Raw genomic sequence first — 13,968 nt, 5'->3', positions numbered from 1 at the left:
GACTGGCAGCAGTGGCGTTAATAGTCAAGATTGCTCTAAGGTTCAAAGAGAGTGTATTTGTGGGTATATAGTCAATGGATTCAAGGGTATGGTGACTTAGCCTGTACTTGTTCTAGACCATAAATTTCATATAATAAACTGTTTAAGCGGGACAAAATACAGTGAGCAGTTTTGTTCCTCAACAATTTAGCTAACTAATTGTTTCTCCTTAACGAGGCGTTATATGCCTAATAAGCAAGAATGCATCTGAAACTTACTATTTAATAAGTCACTCAAGGCACAACCTCACTCAAGAATAAGAATAAGAATAAAATGAACTTGGATTACATTTAAGGGAAATGATTAATATGAATGGCATAAAACGTTTTATTTTTTGGTCGCTTGCAATAATCACTCTGGTTGCGATATCAGCTATAGTGGCTGGATTTTCACTGCGTGCAGGACTTGGTGCACCAATAGAAAACTATCAAGAAAGCGCTGTATATGCACCAAATGGTGTGGTGGCTACTAGTCAGCCTTTGGCTAGTCAGGCAGGTCTTACCGTATTAAAAAATGGTGGCAATGCAGTAGATGCCGCCGTAACTGCTGCCGCCGTTTTAAGTGTAGTTGAACCTTATATGACCGGCATTGGTGGTGACATGTTTGCTATATATTGGTCTGAAGAACAGCAGCGATTAATTGGCATTGATGGCAGTGGTCATGCTGGTGCGTTAATGACGTTAGAAAAAATTGGCGATCGCAGCAGTGTTCCAGATGATGGCCCTCAATCTATTACTCTACCCGGGGCATTATCTGGTTGGGCAAAATTATTAGAAGCACACGGGACTATAAGCTTAGCTCAGGCATTAGCACCAGCCATTGAGTTAGCTGAAAAGGGGTTTCTTGTCTCTAAAGTTACCGCAGCTGAATGGGCGCTTTTTGAAAGTAAGCTTAATTGGGATTTAGGTTCAAGGGCAACATTTTTAATTGATGGCGTTAGAACACCTAAAGTTGGCGAATGGTTTTCTAACCCCGATTACGCAAATACATTGAAGCTTATCGCGAAGCGCGGCCCTGAAGTGATGTACGGTGGTGAACTTGGGCAAAAAATTGCTATAAGGGTTCAAGAATTAGGCGGATTTTTAACGGAAACCGATTTTTCCCAATATAGTGCAAATTGGGTTGAGCCTATTTCGGTTCCGTTCAAAGAATATAGACTCTGGGAATTGCCACCAAATGGACAAGGAATTGCCGCTTTAGAAATGCTTAAGATATTGGAACCTTATGATTTAACCGCCATGAAACACAATTCTGTCGAATATCTTCATCACCTAATTGAAGCTAAAAAGCTTGCTTATGCTGATTTAGAATACTTTGTTGGCGATCCCAAGTTTATGCAGGTGACCCCTGAACAATTGCTATCAGATGAAATTATTACTAAGCGCCGTGCGCAAATTAATGCCCATCATGCGATGAAAAGAGCCGATCCTGAGAGCTCATTAACGACAAGCGAAACCACCTATTTAAGTGTTGGTGATAGTAAAGGGAATATGGTGTCTTTTATTAACAGCTTGGCGGGTTCATTTGGCTCAGGAATTGTCGTTCCAGGTACCGGTTTTGCGCTACAAAACCGAGGTGTTGGCTTGTCTATGCAAAAAAATAGAGCCAATACAGTAGCGCCTGGAAGACGCCCATGTCACACTATTATTCCTGGTTTTGTCACAAAGATGGATGAGCAAGGACAGCAAAAGCCTTGGTTAAGCTATGGTATTGTTGGCGGAGCACAACAGCCTCAAGCACATGTTCAAGTCTTACTTAATATGGTGCTCTTTGATATGGACGTACAAGAAGCCATCGATGCGCCTCGATTTAGACATTGGGAAGAAAACAACGTTAGTTTCGAAAAAGCAATTCCACAAAGCACGGTAGATGAATTAATATCGATGGGCCATGCACCACAAAATCCAATTATGTCGACCGCTCAACGTGTTTTTCTTGGTAATAATCGAGGTTTAATATTCGGTGGTGGTCAGGCAGTGATGAAATTGGAAAAAGGCTATATTGCCGGTTCTGATTCCAGAAGAGACGGATTAGCAGCAGCTCACTAAGTTAATTTTTTAAATTAAATTTGAAAAAAGCGGTTTAACTTCAACGTCAAACGTAGTGAAGTGTATATTAATTTATCAGGATCAAATGGTTATAGTGGCTTGGTCGAACTATAAGTCACTTCAAAGAACAAAATATAGTTGGCTTTTATTCGTTATTCAAAATTTTAGCCGAGTAAAACTTTCTTTTTAGGTAAGCGTTATGTACTTCAAAAGGACTGGTATTTTATGATTCGTATTGCTGAACAATCAGATTACATCGATATGGATTCTGTTTTTAGAGCTTCTGCAAAAGCTCTATGCGTAAGAGATTATGATCTTAAGACTATTTTGGCTTGGGTAGGGGAAGCTCGCCCTGAGCGGTTTATACGCAGCGTGAATGATGGCTGTACACTGTATGTTAAGGTGTTGGAAGATAAAATAGCCTGTTTTGGTGAGCTAAATATAGAAAGACAGCTTTTACTTTCGTTGTTTGTATCGCCTGACTATGCTGGCCAGGGAATTGGCAAAGAAATGATTGAATTTCTATTTACAAAAGCCCGTGACGCTGGCATTAAAGTTCTTAAAGTAGATTCATCACTTAATGCCGCTAATTTTTATTTACGAAATGGATTCGTGGAACAAAGCAAAAGTGACTTCACTACTCAAAATGGTGTGGTATTAAAATCCATTAAAATGGAATGTGTTCTAACCACATAACAAGGCCATTAAGAACGGACACATAAAAGCTTGCTGTGCTCGTGCCTCGAAAATTATAGCAAGCTTTCATTTAGCCGCTTATTGTAGCGTTATACGTTATCGAGAATATGGAGTTTTGAATGAGTTCAGTTAAAAGTAGTACAGCAGTTTTTGAAGATTTTCAAATTAATGTAAAACTAAAGATTTCTGCGCTTTGGGTCGCGGTTATGTTTTGCTATGTCTACGGTGACTATATACAAATATATGTCCCAGGAATATTAGCGAAGGCAATGGAGGTAAAAACAACTGCAGCTGATCTTAATACTCAATTAGAATTTGTTTTTGTTGCAATATTAATGGCAATACCCAGTATTATGATTTTTATTTCCTTAGTGCTAAAACCGAAAATCAATCGCTGGCTTAACATCGGTGTGGGTATGTTTTTTATACTTACCAATATTTTGTTCAATTTGACAGAGACTTGGGCGTTTTATCTACTGCTGACAGCGATAGAAATTGCGATCACCATCGCAATCGTATGGTATGCGTGGCAATGGCCTAAAACGGATGAATTAGTATAAGAATGTATAAGTCATTCAAAAGGATACAAAAATTATTGGCTTTTGCTCCGGTATCGCTTATTTTAACCACCTACTATTTTCCTCTTACTGGGGCGTTAGGCATGCACTACTCAAGAAGCTTATGGAGAACTCATGAAAAAGTATAAGTATAAAATAGTAGATACTATAGATGTCGAAACGGCAGGGCTGTTTAAAGGTAGAAAACGAGAAGATGTTGAAAGCTATCTCAATTCACTTGGGGCTTTGGGGTTATGAAAAAAGAAGTTTAGATTATGCCATTAGGATTTAATGCTAAGCGGCGTTATAGCCCTTAGTGTTCGCGAACTATTTATTTTTAACGAGGAGAATTAAAATGTTCAGTCATGTAATGATTGGTGCAAATGATGTACAAGAATCGAAGGTTTTCTATGATGCAATTTTAGGCGCTATGGGTTACGAACCCGGTGTAATCGACGAAAAAGGACGTTGCTTTTATTTTACTAAAAGTGGTGTTTTGGCGCTCACTAAGCCTATAAATGGCAAGCCTGCTTGCCATGGAAATGGTTCTACTATTGGTTTTTCAGCAAAGACCTCAGATATAGCGGATGCTTGGTACGCAGCGGGCATTGCGAATGGCGGCACTTCTTGTGAAGATCTTCCTGGAGTACGAGAGGGAGCTATTGGAAAAATATATTTAGCTTATTTACGAGATCCTTCAAATAATAAAATTTGTGCACTTCATCGGGTAGATTGATCTTAAGATTATAGTAAAAGGGTCAAAACAAGCTACTCAAAAGTGAAATTTTCCCATTGGTTTTTATCACTTCGTTCAACAGGTTAGCCAAGGTTAAATTTTCCCTTAGTGGGGCGTTATATTTTTCTATAGTGCGGAGTTTACATCCATAGTTTTATGCAGTGTACGCACTATTAAAATTTGATTAACTTGAAGCTCTTTGTAATAAACTACCTGGCTAGCTTGAGGATACTTGTGGTAGCCTTCACTAATATAATCGCAATTAATACCTAATTTTGCTTCATCAGCTAAAAATTGAAAGGTATTATCAAGTATTGTTAAATAATCATTTCTTTGCGATTTACCCCAAGTCAATTGGGTATATTTAGCTCTTTTAATTAAAGGTGACTTTGCTTTCGAAGATAATAAAAAATTATTCATTAATATTTTTATTTATCTAGCTCGGTCAATAAACTTTTATAACTGTAATCAGCAATGCCGCATTTTTCACCTTGGATGAGCATATTGCGTAAATTTAGTAGCTTAGCTTCTTGATCTTCTAAAGCTCTTAATCCAGCTCTAACAATTTCACTTGCGGAGCCATAACGACCAGTGTTAAGTTGTTGTTTTATGAATTGATCAAAATGATCGCCCAATGTTACGCTGGTATTTTTAGCCATAATGTAAAACCTCACAAGTACCAATATATATTAGATTATGGCATGAAAATATTACTAGGCAATTAAATCGACATAATACAATTGGCTGTTTTGTCCACTCATTCACCTATTTTATCCAAGTATACTTTGCCCCTTAGTGGGTGTTATTTAAGGAGAGTTTTGTGTTTATTCAAGGATTGATGTCATTTGTTATCGTTTTTGTAATTTTACTTTTTTCATATGGTTTTCAAGGTGAGCACTTTAATTTAAAACAAGTCGCGAAAGCCTCTGCAGTATTCACAGTTTTATCCCTCCTACCTCTACCTTTACCTTTTTTTATTTCGATCTTTATTGCGCCAATCGGCTTATATATGGTTTTAATCGGAGATGACTATTTATCTCATGGTAAAGTTAAAAGGATTGTGTTGACTTCATTTGTTGTCTATTTTATTGCCGTTACTATGTTACTCAAGTTGATATAAATAACTAACATGCACATTAAGTAATGGGACAGGTAAAGCTTGCTCGGTTCCGTTACGCTGCACAATTTTAGCAAGCATTACTTAGCCTGTTATTGGGCCGATATACGCAAAATTAATTTACGGAGAGTGTTATGGATAAATTATTCTTAGGTATTAGTAATCACGTTGTCTGTTTGAGTAAGAGAACAGGCGAGCCGCTTTGGAAAACCAAGCTTAAAAGCTCAACTATCACTAATGTCTATTATGAAACTGATAATGTATTTGCATACTCAGGGGGACACTTGTTTTGTTTATCAGCTTCTGATGGGGCTATTATTTGGGAAAACCCTTTAAAAGGTCTAGGTTATGGTACGTGTATTATTGCTAGTGAACATCAAAATACATCAGTAATATCAAGTCAAATAGCCACACAGCAAGCCGTTGCTGCAACTACTGTAGCCGCAACAAGTGCAGCTTCATCAAGTAGTTAATTGCGTATACTCAAACGGACGCGAAACAGTTGGTTAACACTCGTTTCTCGTTCATTTTAACCAACTATTTCGGGCCGCTTATTGAGGTGTTATGTGTTTTTCTATGGAGTGGAAATATGAGTAATAATCAAAATAAAGCCTTTTGGATTATATTCATTATGTTTAGTGTTTTAGCTACTGTAGGTATCTATCCTCAAGGGGCTTTCGATAACATAACTTTAGGAGGCTCCGTTATATTGACTATATTTTATTTGTTCGTTGCTTTTTTAATACGTTTATATGTGAAATCCAATCCTGAAACGTTTGACTAATCATCAATTAATCAAACACATAACTATAAGCCATTTAAAAGGACACAAATAGTTGGTTTTTGATCCTTCGTCGTTATTTTTAGCCAACTATTTTATTGCCTCTTAATGAGGCGTTATTTATTCAAGGAAGTATTATGATTTATTCAACCACCGAGTCCATTCCAGGCAAGGAAATCGAAGAAATAGTAGGTGTAGTTACCGGTAATGTAGTTCAAGCAAAGCATATTGGACGTGACATCATGGCAGGTTTAAAAAGTCTCGTCGGTGGTGAAATTCGCGGCTATACGGAAATGTTAACAGAAGCGAGAGATATAGCTGTTCAACGTCTAGTTGAGAACGCTGATGAAAAGGGAGCTGATGCTGTTGTCGGCATCCGTTTTACTACAAGTGCAATTATGGATGGCTCATGTGAAATAATGGTTTTTGGAACAGCGGTTAAATTAAAAACATAACAAGATCTTCAAACGTAAAAAATACACTTGGCTGTTTTTCGTTGCTCAAACATTTTAGCCAATCATCACTTACCTTGTTAGTTGGGCGTTAGGCGAATCATGAATCCGAGTAAAGTTGTCCGTGAAAATATAAGTAAGCTTACAGACCTTCCAAATATAGGTAAGGCAGGCGCTGCTGACCTTGAGTTGCTTGGTATAGAGAAACCCGATGATCTCGTGGGGCAGGACCCGTATGAAATGTACGACAGGCTCTGCATTATAACAGGCAGCAGGCATGACCCGTGTGTTATTGATGTGTTTATTTCAGTTACCTGTTTTATCAATGGTGATGAACCAAAGGCTTGGTGGGATTACACGGCAGAGCGTAAGAGTGTCAAAGCTGCGAAGCAGGATATAGGCTAACTAGTCACTCAAGCCGGACAAAGCAGTAGATAACGATAAGTCGACCTGGGCGAAGTTTACATTTTCTAAATAAAAGCTAGAAATATCCATGGTTTTCACACAAAATGTGGCCATTACTTCTTTCAATAAATATAGTCATATCATTAGGGGACGTTGGTATTATTCTCTTTTATTTAGCGCTATATAAAAGTTAAATTTAGGGTAATGTAAATTAACAAGGACACGGAGCAGTTGGCTAAGTATTGCTCGACGATTTTAGCCAGTTATTACTTAGCCTGTAATTTGGGCGTTATAGCGCTGAATTACATCAGCATAGCATTCAAGGATAGATAAATTGAAACAATCAATAGTACACATTGCGATAGTCGTTAAAGACTATGATGAGGCAATTGACTTTTATGTAAATAAACTCAAATTTGAACTTGTGGAAGATACTTACCAACCAGAACAAGATAAACGTTGGGTTGTGGTTTCTCCACCGGGTTCTAATGGTGTAACACTATTATTAGCTCGTGCATCTAAGCCCGAGCAAAATGATTTTGTCGGAAATCAAACCGGTGGCCGAGTATTCCTTTTCTTAAATACCGATGATTTTTGGCGTGATTATAATCGTATGATATCAGATGGTATAAAATTTATTAGAGCACCAAAAGAACGGGATTACGGTACCGTAGCAGTATTTGAAGATCTATACGGTAACTTATGGGATTTACTTCAATTAGATCCAAATCACCCAATGGCATCAAGAGCGCTATAACAAGGCCATTAAATAGCGGGCAGGCAACAGTTGGCTCGGTTCTGCCTCACATTTTAGCCAACAATTTTTTGCCCCGTATTAGGGCGTTACAAGGAATGCTATGTACAATCCGCGCAGTATAGAAGGCCATGTTGATTGGCTAGATGAAACAGGTGTTAAAATTTATACGGTGTCGGCGACTAATGCTGCTGTTGAACAATCAAAATATTTTCAACGGCTTAAAAAAGTTAAATCTGCTCGTGACATCGATTGGTTAAATACTCCTGCTTTTGTTATTTTTCATGATGGTGCTAGCTGTGATTACTTGGTTTTGGTTTGGTGGGAAAACGATAACGAGTTATTCACTTCGGTATCAGTGAAAACTAAAGGTGTATGGGAAGAAGATCCGACAAAATACTCATTTTGCTTATACGATTTAGAAATTATGTGGATTGAGCGGAATATTTATATCAAAACAATAGACTGCGATCTTCCATCATTGCAAAGTTATCAAGTTTCGCGCTAATGTCTCCATTGATTTATCGTTAGAGCCGCTATAAATTTTATTGCCAATGATAGCTTTAAGGCTAATTCATCAGCATTGTCACTGGTAGGAAAGTTCGTTCAAAGGAAGATAAAAAATATGAAAAAGGTTTTCTTAATTTTGTGCTGTCTTGGCTTAGTGGCTTGTGATGAGAAGAATTCGAATAGCAATAGCATAGATTACAGTAATCTTCAGCCTGCTACCGGTACAGAACCCTATACTGGCAATATTATCAGATGTGTGGCAATTAAAGACGCCAGTGATTCATGTACGTTAAATGAACTACCAATAATTGGCCTAAATAACACCAAGCCAAGCATTGATGAAATCATGAATCGCGTTGTGGTATCACATTCATGGATGAGGCAGCGAATGCGTGAATTGCTGGTCATCATGCCTGCAGAGATGCTCTTGTTATTTAGGGCAACAACGGCAATTGTTATCCACCAAGACATTCGACCAGCCCACTATCGTCTAGAAACCGGTGCTATCTATATTGATCCGGCTTATCTTTGGTTGACTAATGAAGAAAAATCGACCATTAACCAACAAGCAGATTATCGTTCGGAATATGGCAGCGACCTGCAGTTCAGAGAAATTGGGCGTTTAGTGATTAATAACCAGTATGCTGGAAAAAATTAACCTCTGACGGGAACCGAAGAACGGAGTTTAGATGATATTTTGGTCTTGACCTCAGCGCTTTTTTATCACGAACTAGCCCATGCAAATGACTGTATGCCATTAAGCGAACATGCTCATTTGGTACTGACAAATAGCTTCCAGCAAAATTTAGCTGACATCATGAATAGAGGTCAATGTGTTCATCAGCGTCTAGTTGAACAATTCCCTTTAACATCAACTGTGTGGCAAGGATTGGCTAAAGTGCTCTACCAAGGTGAGACGTCATCAGCAGAGCAGCGAAATTACACTCCAACTGAGGTGGGTATGGAGTTTGGAGCCGACATCGCACAGGCTACTTACAGTTTCACTAACGGATGGGAGGATACTGCGATGGCATTTGACTCGGTGATGTTAAAATATAGTTTTGATGCCGACGGGGACGTGCTCATCTTTTCGAACTTCGATCTTTCATCTGATGATATTACCTGCGAGCAAGTGCAGATAAAATGGGGGCAGCGTGGTCGATTAGGCGACCCTAATGTTATGGCTAGATCACAACTTGTTATTACAGCAATGCTACCAGAGCTTGACTTGGATGATTTCTATGCAGCCCAACCAGAGCCAATACAAATAGTCCCTGGCACCTCTTTTTGCACGCTAGATTATTCATCGACATCAACGGATACTTTCGTGCCTATTAAAGAAACCAAGCAACGCATGATAGAAAAATTGATGACTCGAGAACACCAATTTTAACCCCAGCAACAGTGAATCGGATAGCTCTGCCGTGTAGAGTCTAAATTTCGGTTTCGTTATAATTTTTTGTATTTAGTCACCCCAAGGAATCAAACAAATGCCGTCAAAATTAGATGAAAAAGAACAATCGGGTACTTGGTTCTCGGTTTGGGTGTAGCGCTTGGTTCATCAATGGGAGTCTCATTTGGGGCCGTATTTGGTAATATATCAATGGGTATCATTGTTGGAATATGTATTGGGGTAACAATTGGCGCAGCCTTTAAAGTAAGCCAAAAATATTTAGCTAAATTGCTTTAAAATTTATCAATACTTTTTTTAATACGTTATTATCTCTTTTTTACTAACGCCTAGGCAATTGATGATCAAAGCGCCTCATTTTAATAAGGGGTATTTATGAGCATATGCACAGGAGAATATGCACAGGAGAATGTGCACAGGAGAATGTGCATCCTGCATTCTCTAATAAGTGGCATCCATGCCACGTCTGCATTCTCTAATAAGGAGCATCCATGTAGCATCCTTAAAAAAGGAACTAATGAAGAACATGGTTTGCTCAGACATCCCCGTAGGGCTGGTTTAAAAACGCTTTATGCTACCTTAGACTTCAGTAAACACATCAAAAAACACTTAATCCTCTAGAGCTAAAAACCGATATCATGACAAGAAAAATATTAACGTTGAATGTGAAAAGAAAAAAAACCACCATAAAAGTCGAGCAAGTCGAACAAGTGGCCAAGGTTGTACCTCACGTTGACCCCCTAAAGCGTTTTATAAATGGCGTTGCCATCAATCCTCATCAGTGTATTCGCCTAGAATTAGGCTCTGAGCAACTGTCCACCCGAGCGATGGATTTGTTTACGCCGATAGGTATGGGGCAGCGAGGGTTAATTGTTGCTCCGCCAGGCTCAGGAAAAACCACCTTGTTAAAACATATTTGTCAGTCGGTGGGTAAGGCTTACCCAGAGATAAAGCTTTATGCGTTACTTATTGATGAGCGTCCCGAAGAGGTAACGGATTTTAAGCGCAGCGTTCCGGCACAAGTATACGCCTCATCTACGGATGAAAACTATGACCAACACGTTCGTGTCGCCAATGACCTGCTCAAAATTGCTCGCCGGCAAGCAGGTGAAGGGCACGATGTAATGATTGTCATTGATTCTCTGACAAGGCTGACACGAGTACATAATGCCAGTCAAAGGAGCAGCGGCCGTACCATGTCGGGCGGCCTTGACGCTAGAGCGATGGAAATACCACGAAAACTGTTTGGCGCAGCGAGAAAAATTGAAAATGGTGGCTCGCTTACCATTCTCGCGACCATACTGGTTGATACTGGCAGTAGAATGGATCAGGTGATATTTGAGGAGTTTAAGGGTACGGGTAATATGGAAGTCGTTTTATCGCGTGAGGCGGCAAATCAACGAATTTTTCCCGCGTTAGATATTGCAAAAAGCAGCACGCGCCGTGAAGAGCTGCTGCTCAATTCGAAAGAACTCGACAAGGTAACCGTGTTGCGCAGGGCGCTTACCGGTCTTAAACCTGTAGAGGGTGCTAGGAAACTTGTTGAGTTACTTGAGAAATACCCAACAAATGCCGAACTTTTGAATCGTGAGTAGCAAATTTTATTAAGCACTCAAGGTCCATTTAGCATGTATATAGTATATAAAGCGCGTGCGTCTTTATTCTGCGGAACAAAGTATAAACGCTCTTTTTATTAATTTTGGCTTTAATGCACTTGGTATTATATGAATTGGTGCTCTATAAAATAGAGTAGCTATTTAATTCATACGTTTAAAATAAAACAAGGGGAAAGTTATGTCCAACTGTTTGCATCTGGCCATTCCTGCAGGCGATTTAAATTTAGCTAAAAGGTTTTATTGCGATGTACTTGGCTGTAAAAGTGGCAATAGCGAGGAGGGACATTGGGTAGATATTGATTTTTGGGGCAACGAATTGACTTTACACCAAAGCGAAGAACGTTTGCCAACAGTACGCCATGAAGTAGACATGGGTAGCGTCCTCGTTCCCCACTTTGGTATACATTTGTCTGATAGGGCGTTTAAAGCCTTAAAAGAGCGTATTGAAACGGCTGGTATAGCCTATTTAGACCAACCTTATCGTCGTTTTATCGGCAGTGAATATGAACAGGAAACCTTTTTTATTGAAGACCCGAACGGTAATGTTCTTGAAATGAAAACCATGGTTAATCCTAAAGTATTGTTCAAAGTCGAATGAGCAAAATATTCTTAATTGGCACTCATATTGGCTAGTGTTATGTTTCTTTGCTCTTTGGTTGGTCTAAGTTGCTGATTAACCAATGGTCAGCTAAGGTTAATCATTAAAGTCAACATAGCCATCGACTATACAGACGACGGTTCAGGGATAGATTATGTCTAACCGACCCCCGCAGCAAATCAATATTCTCGTATCCATGTATCTTGGTTATGCCGCCATGATGATTTGTCGCCAAATGGTCACTATTCTCAGTCCGGCCTTACTTGCCGATGAAACCTTAGCATTAACAAAAACAAACTTGGGTGATTTTGCTGCATATGGCACCTTAGGTGCGCTGGTTGGTAAACTGATTTGGGGACCCCTTGCCGATAAGTTTGGCGGGCGTGTTACTTTTTTAATTGGCATTTTCTTGACTGCGCTGTTTATCATCGCCTTTGGACTTTCGCCTAATGTTATGGCCTTTACTGGTTTTTCATTTCTGCTTTATTGCACCAAATCTTCGGGCTGGCCCGGTATGACAAAATTGATCGGACAGTGGTATCACCCGCAACGTTATGGACAAGTGTGGAGTATTGTCGCTACTAGCTCGAGATTTAGTGTGGTGTTGGCTACGTTGTTCTTCGGTTGGTTGTTAAGTTTTATGCATTGGCGCACGGTGGCGTTTATCGCGGCTGCTTTTGCCTTCATCATTTTTATAGGCTGTTATTTTTACTTGAAAGAAAAACCTGAAGATGCTTATTTTTTCAAAGAAGATGAAAACAATATCGATGTTAATACCGATGGTAATGCCGATATCAATACCGATGTTAATACCCATAATAAGAGCAAGAATCTTGAGTTGGCCATCGCATCAAAACAGGCGCTAGAAAATAAATATAATCATCCGCTGCAAGGCACAAGCACGATTGCTGGACTGGTAGCTTTTGCAAAAAGCCCTAGAGTTTGGCTCGTGGTGATCATGTTGATGGTACTTACTTGCATGATGGCCTTTTTGGACTTTGTTGCGGTTTATCTTATGGAAAGTTACCAACTTAACCCATCACAGGCCGCAATGGCCTCGACCGTTTTTCCCGTTGGCTCTTTGACTGGTCTTTTGGCATCTATGGCTTTTTACGATCGCTTTTCAAAGCGAGGTATCAGGACCGTATTAACCCTCGCTTTAATACTGAGTTTATTGAGCGTACTGACCTTGAAATATTTACCCTGGTTTAATTTAAGCGCTCAGTTGAACTACCTAGTGGCGTTGGGGGCCATTTTTCTTTTCGCTTTTTCAATTTCTCCCGCCTATTACTTACCCATGTCGATATTTTCCATTGAATATGGCGGCCCCCATAGTGCGACTTTGGTGTGTTTAATAGATGCCTTCGGTTTTGCCGCTAGTGCAACCTTTGCTTTCATTGGCGGAAGACTGGCAGATAGCGCAGGTGGTTGGTCTAGTTTTATGAATATGCTCATCTTGATTTCTGCCTTTGGCATCATCTCCGTTTGGGCATTTATGCAGGCGGAATATATCGCGGCAAAAAAGCCACTTGAGTGATGCACCTTGTTGACGGTTGTGTGGTTACTTGGAGATACCCCTAGGTAAATTTTAGCTTATCGACTCGCTAAAATCATACCTAAAGGTGTCATTTTATTATGACGCTTCGAGGTACTAGCGGCTTAAAAACCACCCTTTATTTAACGCTAAATGAGTAGCCATATTTACTGAGTAACAACACTATGCAATTGCATTACGACTTCAATATTAATGAGTAAACAGGCGAATGCCTGCAATGTTATTATGATGATCTGAGACTCAAGGTGGAAGGGTTATGGTTCGTTGGTAAAGCTGTTGTAACTCGTCATTAGCAATGGAAAAGAGAAAAAGCATAAAACGTCTAAGGCTAAAGCCCAAAGTAGCCCTAAATTAGGCTTTAGCCTCATTGAGTCAACTGCCAGAATGGCAAAGATGTTTTTACCTGGTGCTCTGTAAATAACGGGACAAATCAGTAATATTGTAAAGGCAACAAAGTGCGCTAAGAAGAAGTAAGGTTTTGAAATTTTGAGTGTTCGTTGAGGTTAACTGAACACCAGTTAGTTGACCTAAGCAAGTCGACAGCTGAAATCAAAATTATTGGCATAGCGGACGTTAATAAAATCGGTTTTGAGACTGATTTAATGTTCAAAAAATAAAATTACAGTTATAGAACGAGAACAATATCTATGAACGCTGCAAGCTCATTGCTGCCGTTGACCTTCCATTTGTTAA

At 39.4% G+C, this 13,968-nt stretch carries 19 protein-coding genes; 17 read left to right on the top strand and 2 right to left on the bottom strand.

What is annotated here, in order from left to right; all coding sequences use genetic code 11:
- Positions 1 to 347: 347 nt before the first annotated feature.
- The 5 genes from ggt to F580_RS0113525 all read left to right on the top strand — a co-directional run bounded on the left by ggt (position 348) and on the right by F580_RS0113525 (position 4,076).
- Positions 348 to 2,087, top strand: coding sequence for a gamma-glutamyltransferase (gene ggt / locus F580_RS0113545; RefSeq protein WP_019028278.1), 1,740 nt, complete (start codon positions 348 to 350; stop codon positions 2,085 to 2,087).
- Positions 2,088 to 2,312: 225 nt separating this feature from the next.
- Positions 2,313 to 2,783 (top strand): GNAT family N-acetyltransferase, encoded by a 471-nt coding sequence (locus F580_RS0113540; RefSeq protein ID WP_019028277.1) that lies wholly within the window; start codon positions 2,313 to 2,315, stop codon positions 2,781 to 2,783.
- A gap of 119 nt (positions 2,784 to 2,902) precedes the next feature.
- Complete coding sequence (locus F580_RS0113535; protein ID WP_019028276.1) at positions 2,903 to 3,343, top strand: DUF6326 family protein; 441 nt, start codon at positions 2,903 to 2,905, stop codon at positions 3,341 to 3,343.
- A gap of 132 nt (positions 3,344 to 3,475) precedes the next feature.
- Positions 3,476 to 3,598 (top strand): hypothetical protein, encoded by a 123-nt coding sequence (locus tag F580_RS27125; RefSeq protein WP_019028275.1) that lies wholly within the window; start codon positions 3,476 to 3,478, stop codon positions 3,596 to 3,598.
- Positions 3,599 to 3,695: 97 nt separating this feature from the next.
- Positions 3,696 to 4,076 carry a VOC family protein gene (locus F580_RS0113525; protein WP_019028274.1) on the top strand — a complete coding sequence of 127 codons (381 nt, stop codon included), beginning with the start codon at positions 3,696 to 3,698 and terminating at the stop codon, positions 4,074 to 4,076.
- 126 nt (positions 4,077 to 4,202) lie between these two features.
- Here F580_RS0113525 and F580_RS0113520 read toward each other — a convergent pair whose 3' ends face one another.
- Together F580_RS0113520 and F580_RS0113515 are read right to left on the bottom strand one after the other, a co-directional pair.
- On the bottom strand, positions 4,203 to 4,496 hold the full coding sequence (locus tag F580_RS0113520) for a type II toxin-antitoxin system RelE/ParE family toxin (protein WP_019028273.1): 294 nt from the start codon (positions 4,494 to 4,496) through the stop codon (positions 4,203 to 4,205).
- Positions 4,497 to 4,504: 8 nt separating this feature from the next.
- Entirely contained in the window at positions 4,505 to 4,735 is a 231-nt protein-coding gene (locus F580_RS0113515) for a type II toxin-antitoxin system ParD family antitoxin (RefSeq protein WP_019028272.1), read from the bottom strand.
- Between the two features lie 161 nt (positions 4,736 to 4,896).
- Between F580_RS0113515 and F580_RS0113510 the strand changes: the two genes are divergently transcribed.
- The 12 genes from F580_RS0113510 to F580_RS0113440 all read left to right on the top strand — a co-directional run bounded on the left by F580_RS0113510 (position 4,897) and on the right by F580_RS0113440 (position 13,257).
- Positions 4,897 to 5,196 carry a hypothetical protein gene (locus F580_RS0113510; protein WP_019028271.1) on the top strand — a complete coding sequence of 100 codons (300 nt, stop codon included), beginning with the start codon at positions 4,897 to 4,899 and terminating at the stop codon, positions 5,194 to 5,196.
- A 131-nt stretch (positions 5,197 to 5,327) separates the two neighbouring features.
- Entirely contained in the window at positions 5,328 to 5,666 is a 339-nt protein-coding gene (locus F580_RS0113500; RefSeq protein ID WP_019028269.1) for an outer membrane protein assembly factor BamB family protein, read from the top strand.
- Between the two features lie 445 nt (positions 5,667 to 6,111).
- Complete coding sequence (locus tag F580_RS0113490; protein ID WP_019028267.1) at positions 6,112 to 6,429, top strand: heavy metal-binding domain-containing protein; 318 nt, start codon at positions 6,112 to 6,114, stop codon at positions 6,427 to 6,429.
- A 99-nt stretch (positions 6,430 to 6,528) separates the two neighbouring features.
- Positions 6,529 to 6,831, top strand: coding sequence for a helix-hairpin-helix domain-containing protein (locus tag F580_RS0113485; RefSeq protein ID WP_019028266.1), 303 nt, complete (start codon positions 6,529 to 6,531; stop codon positions 6,829 to 6,831).
- 334 nt (positions 6,832 to 7,165) lie between these two features.
- Complete coding sequence (locus F580_RS0113480; RefSeq protein WP_019028265.1) at positions 7,166 to 7,588, top strand: VOC family protein; 423 nt, start codon at positions 7,166 to 7,168, stop codon at positions 7,586 to 7,588.
- Positions 7,589 to 7,688: 100 nt separating this feature from the next.
- On the top strand, positions 7,689 to 8,093 hold the full coding sequence (locus F580_RS0113475) for a hypothetical protein (protein ID WP_019028264.1): 405 nt from the start codon (positions 7,689 to 7,691) through the stop codon (positions 8,091 to 8,093).
- Positions 8,094 to 8,210: 117 nt separating this feature from the next.
- Positions 8,211 to 8,753: a hypothetical protein gene (locus F580_RS0113470; RefSeq protein ID WP_019028263.1), complete on the top strand. Its 543-nt coding sequence runs from the start codon at positions 8,211 to 8,213 to the stop codon at positions 8,751 to 8,753.
- A 93-nt stretch (positions 8,754 to 8,846) separates the two neighbouring features.
- Complete coding sequence (locus F580_RS0113465; protein ID WP_019028262.1) at positions 8,847 to 9,488, top strand: hypothetical protein; 642 nt, start codon at positions 8,847 to 8,849, stop codon at positions 9,486 to 9,488.
- A 135-nt stretch (positions 9,489 to 9,623) separates the two neighbouring features.
- On the top strand, positions 9,624 to 9,785 hold the full coding sequence (locus F580_RS27370) for a glycine zipper domain-containing protein (RefSeq protein ID WP_019028261.1): 162 nt from the start codon (positions 9,624 to 9,626) through the stop codon (positions 9,783 to 9,785).
- Positions 9,786 to 10,144: 359 nt separating this feature from the next.
- Positions 10,145 to 11,101 (top strand): transcription termination factor Rho, encoded by a 957-nt coding sequence (gene rho / locus F580_RS24550; protein WP_019028259.1) that lies wholly within the window; start codon positions 10,145 to 10,147, stop codon positions 11,099 to 11,101.
- Positions 11,102 to 11,300: 199 nt separating this feature from the next.
- Positions 11,301 to 11,720 carry a VOC family protein gene (locus F580_RS0113445; RefSeq protein WP_019028258.1) on the top strand — a complete coding sequence of 140 codons (420 nt, stop codon included), beginning with the start codon at positions 11,301 to 11,303 and terminating at the stop codon, positions 11,718 to 11,720.
- A gap of 154 nt (positions 11,721 to 11,874) precedes the next feature.
- Positions 11,875 to 13,257 carry an MFS transporter gene (locus F580_RS0113440; protein WP_019028257.1) on the top strand — a complete coding sequence of 461 codons (1,383 nt, stop codon included), beginning with the start codon at positions 11,875 to 11,877 and terminating at the stop codon, positions 13,255 to 13,257.
- The last annotated feature ends 711 nt before the right edge of the window (positions 13,258 to 13,968 follow it).

It is taken from the genome of Colwellia piezophila ATCC BAA-637 (assembly GCF_000378625.1).
GTDB lineage: Bacteria > Pseudomonadota > Gammaproteobacteria > Enterobacterales > Alteromonadaceae > Colwellia > Colwellia piezophila.
This window is presented reverse-complemented; position numbering and strand designations above follow the sequence as displayed.